This window comes from Metabacillus indicus, assembly GCF_046603695.1.
GTDB classification, from domain to species: Bacteria; Bacillota; Bacilli; order Bacillales; family Bacillaceae; genus Bacillus_P; species Bacillus_P indicus.
On the sequence record NZ_CP176757.1, the window covers coordinates 2288277 to 2303481 of the forward strand.

The window sequence follows — 15205 nt, forward strand, 5'->3', positions numbered from 1 at the left end:
AATGCTCATTTTCCGGCAGACAGGTCTTTACACCATACATTCATATTTTCATAGTCCGTGCTGATGATGCAGTTATTTGTGAGCCTGCCGGTATAATCATAATCCAGCTGATAAAGCACCGCGTTCATCCCGAAAGAGGCCGCCCTTGCGATAGAATAGGCACAGTAAATGCCCTCTTTCCTGAGCACGTCTTCAAGCTTCAGCAGCAGTGTTCTCATAAGCCGGTGCTTTCTCGCTTCAGGAAGCGTCGCACAGTCTGTCAGTTCTGCATTATGATAAAATCTGTTCAGCTCCGCTGATGCTGCACTAACGATCTTCAAATTCTCTTCGGCCAGTAAATAAATCGTTCCTTCTTTCATTGTCTTTACAATATAATCCGGAGAATGAAGAGGAGTCGGATACACTTCGAATACCGTTTGGTAAAGAGAAGCCAGCCCTTCTGCGTCCTTTTCTTCCGCTTTCCGGAATATAAAATCTGACGTGTCCGGACATGCCGACTTTTCTTTCTGATATATGGCACTCATCATGCTGTCCTGCTCCGTCCATGCCGTTGTAGTTCTTCTGTCCTCGCTGAAATATTTTGTAAAAAAACAGGCGGGGTCACCGTGGAAATATCCTCTGATGACCGCTTCGAGCTGATATTGTTTGTTAAGAAGCTCTTCAATCGACGAGCTTTTTCCCTTTACAATCAACTTTGTGAAACCTTTGTTCAAAGCGGCTTTTTCTGCATCAGCAAGGAGATCTTCCATATTTCCCCGGTAATCATCAATTCTCATCCGGCTGTTAAAATGGTCAAAAACCGCTGTCGCCCTGTATGAGATGCCTTCCAGTTCTTTTTCCTCTGTTTTATATTCGTTCACGCTCTTTCCCCCTTTTGTTCACTCCAGAAAAAAAGAGTGCAGAAATCGCACTCATTCTTCTTTTCACGGCTTCTTTATCTATGCGCATGATTAAATGAAATCAGTTTCAGCTCGGTCAGCTCTTCCATTGCGTATTTAATGCCTTCTCTTCCAAACCCGCTGTCTTTGACACCGCCGTACGGCATATGATCAACGCGGAATGTAGGTATGTCGTTGATCATCACCCCGCCGACATGAAGGTCTTTTGCCGCTTTAAATGCAAGGTCCACTCTGTTTGTAAATACGCCGGCCTGAAGTCCGAACCGGGAGTTATTGACTTCTTCAATGGCTTCATCAAATGTCCGGAATGAATTGATGATGGCAACAGGTGCAAATGCCTCCTGGCAGGAAAGACTGGCATCAGAAGGCACATTCAGTAAAATGGCCGGTTCAATCGTCTGATTTTCTGACCCTTTTCCTCCGCAGGCGCGCGTTGCACCTGCTGCTTCGGCTTCCTCAATCCAGGCGAGGGCGCGATCCACATCATCACCTGAAATGAGTGACGATACATCTGTCTGCTCATCCAGCGGATTCCCGACTTTCAATTTCCGTGTATGTTCAACAGCCTTAGACACGAATTCATCAAATATAGCCTCATGCACATAAATACGCTGTACCGAAATACACACCTGCCCTGCAAACGCAAATGCTCCGGTGACGCATCTCGCTGCCACTTCATCTGCATTTGCATCATCATTGACGATCACTGCAGAGTTCGATCCGAGCTCAAGAAGGGTTTTTCTCATGCCGGCTTCCTGCTTCAGCTTTTTCCCTACCTCCGGGCTGCCTGTAAATGTCAGGGCTTTTATCCGGTCATCCGATGTAAAATGCTTCCCTATTTCGCTGCCCTTGCCTGTGACAATGTTCAGGGCGCCGGCGGGCAGTCCCGCTTCGTGAAAAAGCTCTCCAATGAAATAGGAACTTAAAGGGGTTTGGGTTGCCGGTTTCAAAACGACCGTATTTCCCGAGGCAAAAGCAGGACCCAGCTTGTGTGCCACCAGATTCATAGGAAAGTTAAACGGGGTAATGGCTCCAATCACACCAATAGGTTCCCGCACCGTATAGGCTGTGCGGTTTTCCCCTCCTGGAGCTGCATCCATCGCTATCGTTTCACCGTCAAGCCTTCTTGCCTCTTCAGCCGCAAATGTATAGGTCATGACTGTGCGGTCTACCTCTGCCCTGGCCGTTTTGATCGGCTTTGCCGCTTCTTTTGCGATGATTTGAGCCGCTTCCTCTTTTCGTTCCGCAAGAAGCTCTGCCGTTCGTTTAAGAATCTCTGCCCGTTTATGTGCTGGAAGCTCCTTCATTTTTCTGAACGCGTCAGCTGCAGCGTCCACGGCTGCTTTCACCTTGCTTTCGTCTGCGTTAGCGACTTCTGCAAGCAGATCCTTTGCGTAGGGAGATTTTAGTTCTACATACGTTTCTGATTCTTCATGTTTACCATTAATCCATAAATGCTGCTTCATTTCCGGTCACCTCTATTAGTAAGTCGTTTCCTGTACTTATTTCCCCTCTCCCAAGCTATAAAAACATCACTCAGACACTTCGCACCAGTTTAATAAGAAGGCTGCAATCACTTTTGTGCAGGAGATCATCTGATCGATGTCGATAAATTCATTTGGAAAATGCGCCATCTCTGTTTCCCCCGGCCCAAAGACGATTGAGGGTATGCCGCCGGCTTGAGAAAGGAGACCGGCATCCGTCCCCCATGGGGATGCTTCTATTACAGGCTCACTTTCCAGAATGTCGACATATGCTTTTGACAATGCCTCTGTCAGCGGATGCGTGCCGTCAATTTCATTCGGGAGCCATCTTGCTCCAAACCATTCAAGCTCAGCCGGATGCTCTTTAAACCATTCATCTTTAGAGGACAATTCGTCTATCCACCCTTGAAATTCGGCCTGTACGTCCTCTATTTTTTCATTCGGTGCAATCCCGCATCTTCCTTCAAGTTTCACAAGATCGGCGACAGAAGAGGGCCATGTGCCTCCTTCTATTTTACCGATATTAATAGGAACTGGAATAGGAATTGTCTGATAGAGAGGATCGGTAATCCGTTTATTCCTTTTTTGTTCAAGCTGGAGCAAATGCTCTACAACTAAGGTCGTTTTCTCAATGGCACTTACGCCTTCATACCTTGTTCCTCCGTGTGCAGAGCGCCCTTTCACCTTGAGCCTGAACCACATCGACCCCTGCTGTTTTTGAAAGATTTTCATTTTAGTAGGCTCCGGAACAATGGCTGCATCCGCTTTATACCCGCGGAGAATCGCTGCGAGTGTTCCTGCTCCACCGCTCTCTTCTTCTATAACACTCTGAAAAATCACATCACCCTTAAGTGAAATGCCTGATGCTTTAATGGCTTCCATGGCCATTAACAGACAGACATTCCCTCCTTTCATATCTGTTGATCCGCGGCCGTATAGCCGGTTATCCTTCACAACAGCCTGGTAAGGATCAACTTCCCACTGTTTGAGATCTCCCTCGGGAACAACATCTACGTGTCCGTTTAAAATAACAGACTTGCCGCCGCCCGACCCTTTCATCACCCCAACAATATTCGGGCTGTCCTTAAATGAGGTTCTTGTCGCAACGAAATGGGGATGCTGCTTCAATGCTTTTCCTCCGGGTTCCCATAAATCTATGTCCAGGCTGAGCTGACGGCACTTCTCAAGGACGACAGCCTGGGCTGATGCTTCATTCCCCTGAACACTCCGCTGTTCGACCATTTTCTTCAGCAGCTTAATGGAGCGGTGCCGGTTGTCATTGATCCAGGCGCAAACTTGCTTTTGTGAGTCTTCCATCCCTTCACCTCTTCACTAATTTTCAGGTTTCAAGCTTCACCCCTGTATGTTTGATCACATCCTCCACTGTGAAAGGAGGCATGACCTCAAGCAGCTTCAGACCACCCGGCTGCACTTCGAGCACAGCCATGTCTGTAATGATCATATTGACACATTTTTTTGAAGTGAGAGGCAGCGTACACTCTTCAAGAATTTTCGGTTCACCGTTTTTATTAACATGGTTCATCACAACGATGACCTTTTTTGCTTTGGCAGCAAGCTCCATGGCTCCTCCCATTCCAGGCACTCTTTTTCCCGGTACAATCCAGTTCGCAAGATCTCCTTTTCCGCTTACTTGTAGAGAACCCAGAATCGTCATATCCACGCAGCCCCGGCGGATCATACCGAATGCCGCTGCAGAATCAAAGTACGAGGCCCAATTGCCGGTGGTGACCGGATAGCCCGCTGCATTGCACAGAGTGCCATCTTCTTCACCGGCTGCAGGTGTCGGGCCTATCCCGAGAATTCCATTTTCAGCCTGAATCATGACCTGCGGCTTTCCTGTTAAGTAATTCGGCACGAGCGAAGGAATGCCTATTCCGAGGTTGACGATCATGCCGTTCTCTATTTCCTGTGCAGCCCTTCTCGCAATTTTCTCTCTCACTTCGGCTCCCATACCCATTTCCAGTTCACCCCTTCACTTTGGACAATTGCCTGAACAAAAACGCCCGGCGTAATAATCGTTTCCGGGTCGAGTTCTCCGGAACCTACAATCTGATCGACCTCTGCGATCGTATAATCGCCTGCCATTGCCATTAAAGGATTCATATTTCGGGCACTTTTTTCATAAACAATGTTCCCAAATTCATCTGCTTTCCTGCCGCAGATGATTGCTACATCTGCCGTTAAAGCCGTTTCAAGCAAATAGGTCTTCCCGTTTACAGTCAGCCGTTCCTTTCCCTTTTCGGCAATCTCGCTGCCTATTCCCACGTCACACAGGATCCCCCCAAGGCCCATCCCGCCTGCCCGGATTCTCTCTGCAAGCGTGCCTTGAGGAGAAAACTCAACATGGAGCTTTCCTTCTGACATCAGAGCCCCTGCTATAGGATTTGATCCTATGTGTGAAGCAATCAGCTTTCGGACTCTTCCCGAAGAGACGATCCTTCCAATGCCGATATGGGGGAAACCGGCATCATTACAGATGATTTCAAGGTCCCTGACCCCTTTTTCAAGAATGGCATCTACAAGTGTCGGGGGAGTGCCTACTCCTCCAAATCCTCCGGCCATTAGAGTGCAGCCATCATTTACTTTGGATAGTACATCGTCTATTTGCCTGATCTTTTGAAAAGCATTTGAAATCATACGCACTCTCCTTTATTACGGATAATCTCAGCCTCTATCTCCGAAATAGTTTTGGAAAAAAGCCGGACCAGCTCGGTCAGCTCTTCCTCACTGATCGTAAGCGGCGGAGCAATCAAGATTGCATCTCCGTCTCCCCCTTCAATTCCAGCTGCAGCGGGATAAACGAGCAGTCCGTTCATCTGGGCTTTCTTAATGATGCGGCTTGTCAGGTGACAGGCTTTTGAAAAAGGCTTCTTTGTCGCTTTGTCTGTAACAAATTCAATTCCGATCATAAGTCCCATCCCTCTGACATCCCCAATAATGGAAGTCTTTTTCTGCAATTTCTGAAGCTGTTTCATCAGTGTTTTTCCTTTTTCCGCCGATGCGTCATTCAGGCTGTTTTTTTCGATATAATGCAAAACAGCAAGACTGGCTGCGGCAGATTGGGGATTGGCACTGTAAGTATGGCCGCTCATAATCAGTTTAGACCCCTGCTGAATCGGCCTCATCACTCTGTCGCTTACAAGTGTTGCCGCTATCGGTGCATACCCTGCGCTCATTCCTTTGCCGAGGGCCACAATATCCGGCAATACTCCCCAATGCTCCATTGCCAGAGTTTTCCCTGTTCTCCCTATGCCGGTCATGACTTCATCTGCAATCAGGAGGATATCATACCGGTCACAAATATCCCGGATTTTCTCATAATAGCCTTCAGGGGGAGTAAGCGCCGCTCCTGCTGCACCTACAAGAGGTTCAGCCACGAATGCGGCAATATGCTCTGCACCGGTCCTTCTGATTGCCGTTTCAAGTTCGTCTGTACATTTTGCGTTGCAGGATGCCGGGTTTAGTCCAAATGGACACCGGTAGCAGTATGGCGGGGAAACTTCCGGATTTGACTCAAGCAGCTGCTGAAAGCGGAACCGCCTTTCAGGATGGCCTGAAAGGGATAAGGCGCCTAATGTAATGCCGTGATAACTCATCCATCTCGATATGATCTTCGTTTTCTGAGGAAGGTTCTGCTCCTGGAAATACTGAATGGCTGTCTTCATTGCCGTCTCAATTGCCTCTGACCCGCTGTTAACAAGAAATGTCCAATTAAGGTCACCCGGTGTAATTTCTGAAAGCTTCTTTGCAAGTCCTTCAGCTGCATGGCTTGAAAACTGGGATCTGTATACAAAAGAAACGGCATTTGCCTGCTTGCCCATCGCATCAATGATTTCCGGTACCCCGTGGCCTATTGAACACGTAACCGCTCCTGAAGAAGCGTCCATGTATTTTTTTCCATCCGTATCAAAGAGATAAACACCTTGTCCATGGCTGACTATTTTATAGCTCTCATCAAGCATGGGTTTGATTAAATAGTCCCTCTCCACCCCGCCATTCACCCCAACCTTCTAATGTATCTTGCTCATTAATACATATGTGGAAGACAAAGCGGTTATTTCTCATGAGCAATCAAAGCCATCGACAAACCATTTTCGGGCTCTTTACAGAGGGCTGACGCCTACAGTACCCACAACGCCGTATTTTTTGTAAGCGCTGTCATTAGTTTGTAAACAAATTTCTTTTCACCTGCATACCATATCTTATTGAAGGGTCAGGTGATGGTTGTGCTGAAGTGGCTGTTTCACGGTGTCTTTTTCGCGATGTTTATTCTGCTTGCCTATTTTGGAGGCGGATCAGTCCTGTTTGCAGACGGGGAGACAGGGGAACGCGTGGTTACGGCTTTTTTTGTCATAATGACAGCAGCTTTTCTCGGAATGGTCTACCATTCTCTTTGCAGGCATTTTTTCAAATAAACGCTTGGAAATTTTCCAAGCGTTTTTATCTGCCATTTTATATGGAATAGGTGAGGAATTCACCTTTTTTTCCGCCCATCCTGGCATAAAAACGCTGAGCCCTTAGATTGCTTGCGGCGGTCTCCCATGTCATGGCAGTGAAATGATGCAAGGCGGAGTATGTATGGCAGCTTTTAAAAAGCTGTTCAGCAGCACCTTTCCCCCTGAATTCTTCCTTTACATATAAATCATTCATTACCGCAATCTCGCTTGCTCTTGTTGTGCTGTACGTGAAATAAAGGGTTGCAAATCCGACAAGGTTATTTCCTGACTGTGCAACAAACTGGATGCCTTTTTCTCCTTTTAATAGGGTATCAATAAGATTTTCCAGCTGTTTCTCAGGAGGTTTTTCACACTGATAGAAATCAACTATATATTCATACATCAGCCCCATCAATGCTTCTGTGTCTTTCTTCTCCGGATGCCTTACGATTGTCTCCAAAATGATCCATCCCCTTCTTATTCGTTTTTCCCTAATGAAAACCCTTCAAAAAATCTTCCTCCATACGGCTTTAAAATGTCATCAGCCAGACGGATGACGCTGTCTTTTTCCCCCTGGCGGTAGTAATCCTCAAATGCGGCAAAAAATGATTCAGCCAAATGTTCGTCAAATTGTTTTAACGCTCTATGTATCCATTTTGATTTGCCTATATATCTTCCGTTTGTAAGGAGAACAAATTCATGGAGGAGTTCAGCAAGATTCCCTGCAACATGAATGCCCTCTGCACGATTTGCACACCCGGTAAAGTCGTCCAAAGCATCGGTAATAAAATAGCGTCTGCTGTCAATTTCCTTTTGTGTTAGGGGCTCAGGACCCTTTTCAAGGAGGGCTGATGCTTCTTTTTTAATCGGGACAAGCCGTTCTTTCCCCTTCAGCACAATTCCTTCAGCTGTCATTCTTGGCATGGATGGTGTTCCGCTTTTGCAGTCTTCCTCAAAAAAATAACGATAAGATGAAAAGTTATGTACAAATGCCTCTACAGGCCAGCCGAAATCGACAAACGATTCTCTGTATGACTCCTTAATGCTCTCATCAAATATGACAAGATCCAAATCTGATGTAGGAGTGCCTTCCCCTCTCACTACACTGCCCGCAAGTACAGCTGCTGCACATGAAGGAAACCTTTTTTCAACGATTTTCAATGCTGCCTCTGCAGGCTGAAGCCTCATATTGATTCCCCCTTATCTCTCTTTTTAAAAATAGATTTCTTTTTTTCACTGAAGCAGGTATAGTAGGAATGTTCTGTCTCCATTATACTCATAATCTGGAAGATTGTAAGATCATGATTTCCAATTTGATACAGATTAATTTGACGTTAGGCAGGGTATAACATTTTTATCAAACTTATTGCAGGAGCGTTTTCTTATGACAAAAAACTATATTCTTAAAATAAGAGACTTATCAGGGTTTCTCGTATTTCCCCTTCTCGGACTGATGTATGAATTTTTAAATGAAAGGCAGACAAATGCGGTAGACATGACCGCTCAGGCAGATGCTTATATTCCATTTGTCCCGGTTTTTATTCTTCCGTATATCATCTGGTATGTGTATATGTTTGGGTTTCTCCTGTATTTCTGGTGGAGGGATTCACACATTTACTGGAAAACTGTGATTGCCCTGACGGCAGGAGAATTAATCTGCTTCGGTGTTTATTTTTTCTTCCAGTCAACCGTTCCAAGACCCGAACTGACGGGTGATGGCTTCCTTATTCATCTTGTTTCGGTGATTTATCAGAACGACCAGCCGTTTAACTGCTTCCCAAGCATTCATGTTCTGACAACCTTTATCATCATGCTCGTCCTTCCAAAACTCAAGCTCAGCAGAATGGTTTCCTTTCTATCTCAGCTGACGGGAATTTTGATAATCCTATCAACGTTATTTGTAAAGCAGCATGTCATTTATGATGTGATTGCATCGATTGCCCTTGGCCTTTCACTCTGGTATGTCCTTTTTGAGCTTAAGCGAGCCCCGGCACGTTTGCCCTCCGTCATCAAAGAAGGAGTTTCTGAAAGGAATGCCGGCTGACTTAAAGAACCTGATTGGGTTCTTTTTTTTTATAAAAATGGAGATATCTGTACAGGCATGCTCCGAAATTCGACATACACTGTATGAAATATGTCGAAAAAGGAATGATGCAACCGTTGAATATTGAAGGAAAACATTTAATTATTGATGCTTTTGACTGTAACCCTGACCTTTTGAACAGCAAAGATTACCTTGAGCTTCTCATGCTCCAGGCAGCGAATGACAATGGCATGCAGGTGCTCTCTTCGTATTTTCATCCTTTTCATCCCCAAGGTGTGACAGGTGTGCTTGTTTTATCAACTTCTCATATGTCGATCCATACTTGGCCGGAGGAAAACTATGCGTCTCTAGATTACTACACGTGCGGAGATGCTGATCCTGAATTTCAGACACGGTCCTTATTAAGAGGGCTCGGCGCAAAGAGAGCTCTTGTTTACACGGTTTCAAGAGGAGTAAACGGGACACAGCTGATCTTCCCAAAAGAAATTTTTGTTTATGATACGTCAAAAGGAGGAGATTCAAAATGAACCATAATCAGCATTCCAAGCCCTGGGTGGCTTCAGACTTAAATGCCGCTCAATCACGCTCTACAAACAGGCTTGAAAAACAGGAAGCGGATGAAAATGTTCGTGGAGATAAATGGGATCAAATTGGACTGGATGAAATGAAAAGAAGAAATCACCGTGATCTTTTTGACCAAAAAAGCAGCTACCAAAAGATCCAGATCTTAGAGGCAAATGATTTGAGAATGTATTTGAATGGACAGCTTCAGTTCAGCTCACTGGATGAAAAGCTCTACCATGAAGCTCTCGTTCATCCTGCATTTGCAGCGTCTCCTGCACATGAACGCGTGCTTATTTTAGGCGGAGGAGACGGTCTTGCCTTAAGAGAAGTGTTAAAATACAGCGGGGTTAAGCACGCTGACTTAGTGGACCTTGATCCTCTGGTGCTGAAAGCAGCAAAAGAAGTAAAAAGCCTTGCATCTTTGAACGATTATTCGCTCCGAAGCAGACGGGTTACCGTCCATCCTATGGACGCTCAGGCATACCTTGCTTCCGAACCTGATCCCTATGACATCATTTTTGTAGACTTTCCTGATCCTACAGGCAAAACCATCAGTGATCTTTATACGACAGAATTTTACTCCCTTTTGAAAAAATCGCTTAAACCCCATGGTGTTTTTGTGTGTCAGGCGAACTCTCCTGATGAGACCCCTCTCGTTTTCTGGACAATTGGAAAAACAATTGAAAGCGCAGGTTTTGCCGTAACAAGCTATCACACAACCGTTCCATCGTTCGGGGACTGGGGCTTTCACCTGGCATCCGCATCGCGCAAATCCCTCTCAGGCAAAAAAGCTCAAGTACCCGCAAAATCACTTCCATCTAATCTTGGTGACCTTTCCAAATTTCCTACCTATGTCACAGAAAAGAAAAATCAGGGGATCATCAATACGAAAAACAAATCTTTACTCCATGCCATTTTCAAAAAAGAAAGCTTTTATATGGATTAACAGAACAAAAGCGCAAGCGCCAAGGCCCGCTCCGATAGGCAGATAAGAATCCGACGGAAAAGTCCGGTTCCCGCCTTTTTTGACGGATTTGTTCTGACAGAGGATCTAGGCGCTTCCGCTTGCCGATGATAACTTTGTTATGTTATCCACAGTCTTTTATTCTTTATAACTTCCTGATTAACAACAAGAAATGGACAGCTCTCTGAAGCTGTCTATTTTTTTTAATCGATCCGGATTATTGAAAAAATATTTTTTCTGAAGAAAGGCATTTACGGCGTATCTGTCGAATTACTATCCATCACTTATTAGTACACTTCAAAGCGGCACAGGGATAAATGTGGGAAGGTTTCCATTCCATTATGGAGGGGTATATTTACCATCATAATCATAGGTATTAATATGGCTTCTGCTCGGATGGGGACTTTGAATGAAGGAGGCTGAAGGATGAATAACGAAAATGAAAGAGAAGACCTTTGTGATGAGTGTTCTTTTCACAAAAAGCTGACGTTTTCAGAAACAGAAGAGTTATGGCTGTGTGAATCCTGCGCATCAGAAGAATAATAAACAAAAAAGCCGGAATTTTCCGGCTTTTTTGTTTATTGACCCACCAGACATTTGTAGAAAATGTCCCGCAAATTTTGAATCTCCTCATCTGAAAGCATGCCGAACATGTTTTCAATCTGCTGGTTGATCTGCTTTCTTGCGGAATGGAGCAGTACCTTTCCTGTCTCTGTTATTTCAAGGTTATAAGCTCTGCGGTCCCTTTCGCTCTGGCACTTTTGAACGAAGCCGTCTTTAATCAGCTTGCTAGTCAGCACGGTGACTCCGCCCGTCGTTATCTGCAGCTGCTCTGCAAGCAGCGAAGGACGCTTGAGCCCTTCTGTCTCGAGAATCTGCAGGATCAGAATATGGGTTTTGGAAAGTCCCACCTGATTCACATGGTTCCAGTCATTCATCCATTTGCGTTCAAGTGAAACAAAAATCTCAAACAGGGAGACGATATTTTCGTTTCGTTTCGTATTCATAGGGGTCATCTCCAGCATGCGTTATACTTTTGTCTGCCTAAGTTTAGCGAGCAGTTCTAAAGGAAGCAGCATTTGTTCCTCAAGAGGATTCTGTTGTTCTCCGTTTTTTTTCAAATCAGTGATCTCATTGTGCAGCCTTTCCATCTTCCGGTCAAGCTCGGCTGCCGATAATGCCGCTTCTCTGAGTTCATCAGTCAAATGTTCAGGTATTGCCTGGTTATATTTATAATAAATTTTATGTTCAAGACTTGCCCAGAAATCCATGGCTATCGTCCGGATTTGAATCTCAACCATAACATTCTCCTGTCTGTCAGACATAAAAACAGGAATTTCTGCCAATAAATGAAGGCTTTGGTACCCATTCGGCTTTGGGTTCTTAATATAATCCTTGCATTCGACAATGTGAATGTCTTTCTGGTTTTGAATCATATCGCTGATCTGATAAATATCAGATAAAAACGAGCATGTTATACGAATTCCCGCTATATCTTTCATATTTCTTCTGATTTCTTCCAGTGAAAAAACATAGTTTTTACGATGCATTTTTTTCATGATGCTTTCAGGCGATTTGAGCCTCGAGCTTACGTGCTCAATAGGGCTGTAATCATGAATATATTGAAATTCCTGTTTTAAAATATTTATTTTCGTATTCATTTCTTCAAGTGCAAACTTGTAGGACATCATAAAGCGCGTGAGTTCTCTCTTGATGGTCTTAAGCTTCTCTGCACTCATTTCCGGCACTTTAAAATCTTCCACCATAAAACCCCTTCAGTTAATTTGGAAGCATCGTTTTTGCTTCAAGCAGTCTAAGTAAGTATGCCCTGATATTTCTGGGCAAAAACTTGCGGATTTCATCTTCATTGAATCCTACAAGGAATTTTTTTTCATCCATGACAATCGGGCACCGGAGCAAACCGGGTTTGGACTTAAGAAGCTCCAGCAATTCGTGCATGTGCAAAGAATCGAGGTTAACGTCAAGCTCCTGAAACTGCTTTGACCGGGTTGAAAGAATTTCATCTGTTCCTTCTTCTGTCATACGCAAAATCTGTTTAAGCTCTTTCATTGTCAGAGGTTCAATTAAAAGATTTCTTTCTGTATATGAAATATCGTGCTCTTCCATCCAAAGCTTTGTCTTTCTGCAGGATGAGCAGCTGCATGATGTAAACAACGTAATGGCCATAAATGATTCCTCTCCTTCAAAGATTGATCATAAGTTCCACCTGTTTGTAAAACATGTACGATATATATATCTTACAAGTAAGATATATATAAATCAACTAATATGCTTTTACTTGTTCATGTGTTTTTATGCAAGAAAAAAAGCCATCACTTAAAAAGGGATGACTTGACAGGCCTTCTGCGGCTGTTTGTTCTAAGGGATCTATCCGGGTATAAAGCCAGAATGGAATCCATTACGCTGTGTCCGCACACCAGACACTTGCTGTCTTCGTGCTGCTGTTCACACTTGCATTTAGGACAATGTTTTTGTTCTTCCATAGGATATGCTTCCCTCCTGCTTAGATATCTTTCTTGGTATTATCGGCTGATGTTTTAATTTCTTTACTGCGCCAATCCATTTTTAAAAGTGAATACATATACAAATCTTCAAATTTTCCGCAAGTGTATTCATAATGTCTAAGCAGGCCTTCCCTGATAAACCCTTGCCTTTCCGCAAGCTTTATAGAAGGTGCGTTGGAAGGTTCAATTAAGGCTTCGATTCGCTCAAGGTTCAAATGATCAAAACCGTAGCTGATAATGGCCTGAAGAGCTTCAGAAGCAATCCCTTCCCCCCAATACTCACGGCTTAATTCATAGCCAATTTCAGCGCGGAAATGGTTAGGTTTTCTGTTTAAGAAGCCGCAGCTTCCAATCATGATGCCGGATCCTTTAAGAGAGATTGCCCATCTGATGCCAGTGCCTACTTGGAAAATTTCCCGGTACCAATCCAATTCGCCGTAAACGTCCTGTAAAGAATTAAATGGATTCAGACCCATATGCCGGACAACTTCTTCATCAGACAAGTAGCGGAGCATGTCCGCTGCATCTTCTTGAACAGCCTTTCTCAAAAGCAATCTCTCTGTTTCAATAACAGGAAATGATGTTTCCACTGTGATGCATCTCCTTTGCCTGACTGTTCACGAATGCCGGCAGAGCGGATATTAAAAGGTTTTTTTCAGCATTCAGACACACAGCAGTCTCTTTGATACGGAATTATTCGCCATGTTTTTACAATTATCCTTCTTTTTCTCTCTATTTCTAAGTTCCGCTGGTCAAAAAAACGGATTTCCTTCCATCCCAATCCACAATCGCGTTTGTTCAATTTCCCCTGCAAGTGAAATAAGCAAGTCTTCTCTTCCTTTAGGCGCTATAAACTGAACTCCAAGCGGGAGTCCCTGTTTTGTCATATGAGTCGGCACACTCATTGCAGGCTGTCCCGTCAAATTGGCCAGCTGAGTAAACGGCGTGTACGTCAAGCTTTTCAGGAACATATCGTAGACAAATGGAAGATGCTCGTCCTTATGGCGTTCGCTGATTTTCAGCAGCGTCTGAATTTCTTCTTCTGTTTGCATTAATTCTCCAATTTCCGGTGCGGCAAAGGCAGTGGCCGGTGTCAGATACAAGTCAAATGTCTCATGGAAAGCAGCCATTTGAGCCGCTGCGAAATCCCACTCTGCAAGACTCTTAGAAAATTCGGCCGCTGTTACAGAATGCCCGGCCGTACTCAGAACCCAGGTCACAATGTCCACATCATTCGCGGTAATCGGCCTCCCGAGCATCTTCTCAAGATCCAGGATCGTTGCCGACATTTCCCCATTGTTCATCGTATAATAATTTTCCATGAGCCTGACTCCGTCTATGCCATTGCCGCGTTCCTCTACTTGGTGCCCATTGCCCTCAAGCCATTCGACCATGCGATGAACGGCCTCTTCTGCTTCGCTGCTTACTTTTGTGCCAACTGGAGACTGGGTCTGAAAAGCAATCCGCAGCGACTGTTTTAATCCTGATTTCAGGGTGTCCGTGTATTTGCCTTCAAAAAGCGGTGTATGAAATGCTGCTTCCGGCTGAATCACTTGCAGATGATCAAGCATCGCAGCACTGTCCCGCACTGATTTTGTCAGGACAAAATCAATGGATGCCCCGTGCCATTGCCTGCCCACACTTGGCCCGACAGGAGTTCTTCCTCTTGTAGGTTTTAATCCGAAAAGGCCGGTAAAAGAGGCCGGGATCCGGATGGAGCCTCCTCCGTCGCTTGCACCGGCTATCGGCACCATTCCTGATGCCACAGCGGCTGCTGAACCGCCGCTTGAACCGCCGGCTGAAAACTTTGTGTTCCAAGGATTTTTAGTTGCACCGTGCAGTTCTGGTTCCGTAATATTTCTCAAGCCGAATTCCGGTGTGTTTGTGTGGCCGATGAAAGTAAAACCTGCTTTTCTTAACCGCGCGACAAAATGGGAATCTCTTTTCGCTGTATGGTTTGTAAGAAGTTTTGAACCCGCAGTCAGAGGTTCTCCTTCAATTGCCTGTGAAATATCTTTCAGCAGCATTGGTACACCCGCAAAAGGCTGGGAACCATCCAGCTTCAGCTTCTTTATTTCCGCTTCTGTCTTTTCCTGCCTTGTTCTGACCACACCGTTTACTAGAGGATTGACATTTTCGATCTGTTTAAAAGCAGCAGCGGCCAGTTCTTCCGGGGAAACCTCTCTTTTTTTGACCAGTTCAGCAAGGCCGGTTGCATCGCAGGATGCGTATGTATGCAAATCCATCGTTTTTTTCATCTCCTGTCAT

At 44.8% G+C, this 15205-nt stretch carries 17 protein-coding genes; 4 read left to right on the top strand and 13 right to left on the bottom strand.

What is annotated here, in order from left to right:
* Positions 1 to 5 precede the first annotated feature (5 nt).
* From ablB to ACK1LH_RS11480, 6 genes are all read right to left on the bottom strand, one after another.
* Positions 6 to 860, bottom strand: coding sequence for a putative beta-lysine N-acetyltransferase (ablB, locus tag ACK1LH_RS11455; protein WP_035319141.1), 855 nt, complete (start codon positions 858 to 860; stop codon positions 6 to 8).
* Positions 861 to 934: 74 nt separating this feature from the next.
* Positions 935 to 2365: an aldehyde dehydrogenase family protein gene (locus ACK1LH_RS11460; protein ID WP_411333088.1), complete on the bottom strand. Its 1431-nt coding sequence runs from the start codon at positions 2363 to 2365 to the stop codon at positions 935 to 937.
* A 66-nt stretch (positions 2366 to 2431) separates the two neighbouring features.
* Entirely contained in the window at positions 2432 to 3700 is a 1269-nt protein-coding gene (locus ACK1LH_RS11465) for a peptidase (protein ID WP_411333089.1), read from the bottom strand.
* Between the two features lie 22 nt (positions 3701 to 3722).
* Positions 3723 to 4361, bottom strand: a complete 639-nt coding sequence (locus tag ACK1LH_RS11470; protein WP_029280712.1) for a 3-oxoacid CoA-transferase subunit B — start codon at positions 4359 to 4361, stop codon at positions 3723 to 3725.
* Positions 4340 to 5038, bottom strand: coding sequence for a CoA transferase subunit A (locus ACK1LH_RS11475; protein ID WP_029280710.1), 699 nt, complete (start codon positions 5036 to 5038; stop codon positions 4340 to 4342). The genes ACK1LH_RS11470 and ACK1LH_RS11475 overlap by 22 nt, the downstream gene beginning before the upstream one ends.
* Complete coding sequence (locus ACK1LH_RS11480) at positions 5038 to 6393, bottom strand: aspartate aminotransferase family protein (protein WP_411335093.1); 1356 nt, start codon at positions 6391 to 6393, stop codon at positions 5038 to 5040. The genes ACK1LH_RS11475 and ACK1LH_RS11480 overlap by 1 nt, the downstream gene beginning before the upstream one ends.
* Positions 6394 to 6624: 231 nt before the next feature.
* Here ACK1LH_RS11480 and ACK1LH_RS11485 point away from each other — a divergent pair, with 231 nt between their 5' ends.
* Positions 6625 to 6819 (top strand): DUF6954 family protein, encoded by a 195-nt coding sequence (locus tag ACK1LH_RS11485; RefSeq protein WP_029280706.1) that lies wholly within the window; start codon positions 6625 to 6627, stop codon positions 6817 to 6819.
* Between the two features lie 37 nt (positions 6820 to 6856).
* On the opposite strand, the gene ACK1LH_RS11490 is transcribed toward ACK1LH_RS11485, so the two are convergent.
* Entirely contained in the window at positions 6857 to 7300 is a 444-nt protein-coding gene (locus tag ACK1LH_RS11490) for a GNAT family N-acetyltransferase (protein ID WP_411333091.1), read from the bottom strand.
* 17 nt (positions 7301 to 7317) lie between these two features.
* Entirely contained in the window at positions 7318 to 8028 is a 711-nt protein-coding gene (locus ACK1LH_RS11495) for a nucleotidyltransferase domain-containing protein (protein WP_029280703.1), read from the bottom strand.
* Between the two features lie 196 nt (positions 8029 to 8224).
* Here ACK1LH_RS11495 and ACK1LH_RS11500 point away from each other — a divergent pair, with 196 nt between their 5' ends.
* The 3 genes from ACK1LH_RS11500 (at position 8225) to ACK1LH_RS11510 (ending at position 10394) form a co-directional block, all read left to right on the top strand.
* Entirely contained in the window at positions 8225 to 8884 is a 660-nt protein-coding gene (locus tag ACK1LH_RS11500) for a phosphatase PAP2 family protein (RefSeq protein ID WP_411333092.1), read from the top strand.
* Between the two features lie 116 nt (positions 8885 to 9000).
* Positions 9001 to 9411, top strand: a complete 411-nt coding sequence (gene speD / locus ACK1LH_RS11505; RefSeq protein WP_320156916.1) for an adenosylmethionine decarboxylase — start codon at positions 9001 to 9003, stop codon at positions 9409 to 9411.
* Entirely contained in the window at positions 9408 to 10394 is a 987-nt protein-coding gene (locus tag ACK1LH_RS11510; protein WP_411333093.1) for a spermidine synthase, read from the top strand. The genes speD and ACK1LH_RS11510 overlap by 4 nt, the downstream gene beginning before the upstream one ends.
* 596 nt (positions 10395 to 10990) lie before the next feature.
* On the opposite strand, the gene ACK1LH_RS11515 is transcribed toward ACK1LH_RS11510, so the two are convergent.
* From ACK1LH_RS11515 to ACK1LH_RS11535, 5 genes are all read right to left on the bottom strand, one after another.
* Entirely contained in the window at positions 10991 to 11419 is a 429-nt protein-coding gene (locus ACK1LH_RS11515) for a MarR family winged helix-turn-helix transcriptional regulator (RefSeq protein ID WP_029565900.1), read from the bottom strand.
* 21 nt (positions 11420 to 11440) lie between these two features.
* Complete coding sequence (locus tag ACK1LH_RS11520; RefSeq protein ID WP_029280696.1) at positions 11441 to 12151, bottom strand: GTP pyrophosphokinase family protein; 711 nt, start codon at positions 12149 to 12151, stop codon at positions 11441 to 11443.
* 40 nt (positions 12152 to 12191) lie between these two features.
* Positions 12192 to 12599, bottom strand: coding sequence for a transcriptional regulator Spx (gene spx / locus ACK1LH_RS11525; RefSeq protein WP_029280695.1), 408 nt, complete (start codon positions 12597 to 12599; stop codon positions 12192 to 12194).
* A gap of 337 nt (positions 12600 to 12936) precedes the next feature.
* Positions 12937 to 13527, bottom strand: a complete 591-nt coding sequence (locus tag ACK1LH_RS11530; protein WP_411333095.1) for a GNAT family N-acetyltransferase — start codon at positions 13525 to 13527, stop codon at positions 12937 to 12939.
* A gap of 162 nt (positions 13528 to 13689) precedes the next feature.
* Positions 13690 to 15183, bottom strand: a complete 1494-nt coding sequence (locus ACK1LH_RS11535; RefSeq protein WP_029280693.1) for an amidase — start codon at positions 15181 to 15183, stop codon at positions 13690 to 13692.
* Positions 15184 to 15205: the final 22 nt, after the last annotated feature.

Excerpts from the sequence above, each read along its gene's own strand:
- ACK1LH_RS11535 (WP_029280693.1), bottom strand. The coding sequence starts at position 15,183 with ATGGATTTGCATACATACGCATCCTGCGATGCAACCGGCCTTGCTGAA.
- ACK1LH_RS11500 (WP_411333092.1), top strand. The coding sequence starts at position 8,225 with ATGACAAAAAACTATATTCTTAAAATAAGAGACTTATCAGGGTTTCTC.
- ACK1LH_RS11495 (WP_029280703.1), bottom strand. The coding sequence starts at position 8,028 with ATGAGGCTTCAGCCTGCAGAGGCAGCATTGAAAATCGTTGAAAAAAGG.
- ACK1LH_RS11510 (WP_411333093.1), top strand. The coding sequence starts at position 9,408 with ATGAACCATAATCAGCATTCCAAGCCCTGGGTGGCTTCAGACTTAAAT.
- ACK1LH_RS11515 (WP_029565900.1), bottom strand. The coding sequence starts at position 11,419 with ATGAATACGAAACGAAACGAAAATATCGTCTCCCTGTTTGAGATTTTT.
- ACK1LH_RS11465 (WP_411333089.1), bottom strand. The coding sequence starts at position 3,700 with ATGGAAGACTCACAAAAGCAAGTTTGCGCCTGGATCAATGACAACCGG.
- spx (WP_029280695.1), bottom strand. The coding sequence starts at position 12,599 with ATGGCCATTACGTTGTTTACATCATGCAGCTGCTCATCCTGCAGAAAG.
- ACK1LH_RS11470 (WP_029280712.1), bottom strand. The coding sequence starts at position 4,361 with ATGGGTATGGGAGCCGAAGTGAGAGAGAAAATTGCGAGAAGGGCTGCA.
- ACK1LH_RS11485 (WP_029280706.1), top strand. The coding sequence starts at position 6,625 with ATGGTTGTGCTGAAGTGGCTGTTTCACGGTGTCTTTTTCGCGATGTTT.
- ACK1LH_RS11460 (WP_411333088.1), bottom strand. The coding sequence starts at position 2,365 with ATGAAGCAGCATTTATGGATTAATGGTAAACATGAAGAATCAGAAACG.
- ACK1LH_RS11520 (WP_029280696.1), bottom strand. The coding sequence starts at position 12,151 with ATGAGTGCAGAGAAGCTTAAGACCATCAAGAGAGAACTCACGCGCTTT.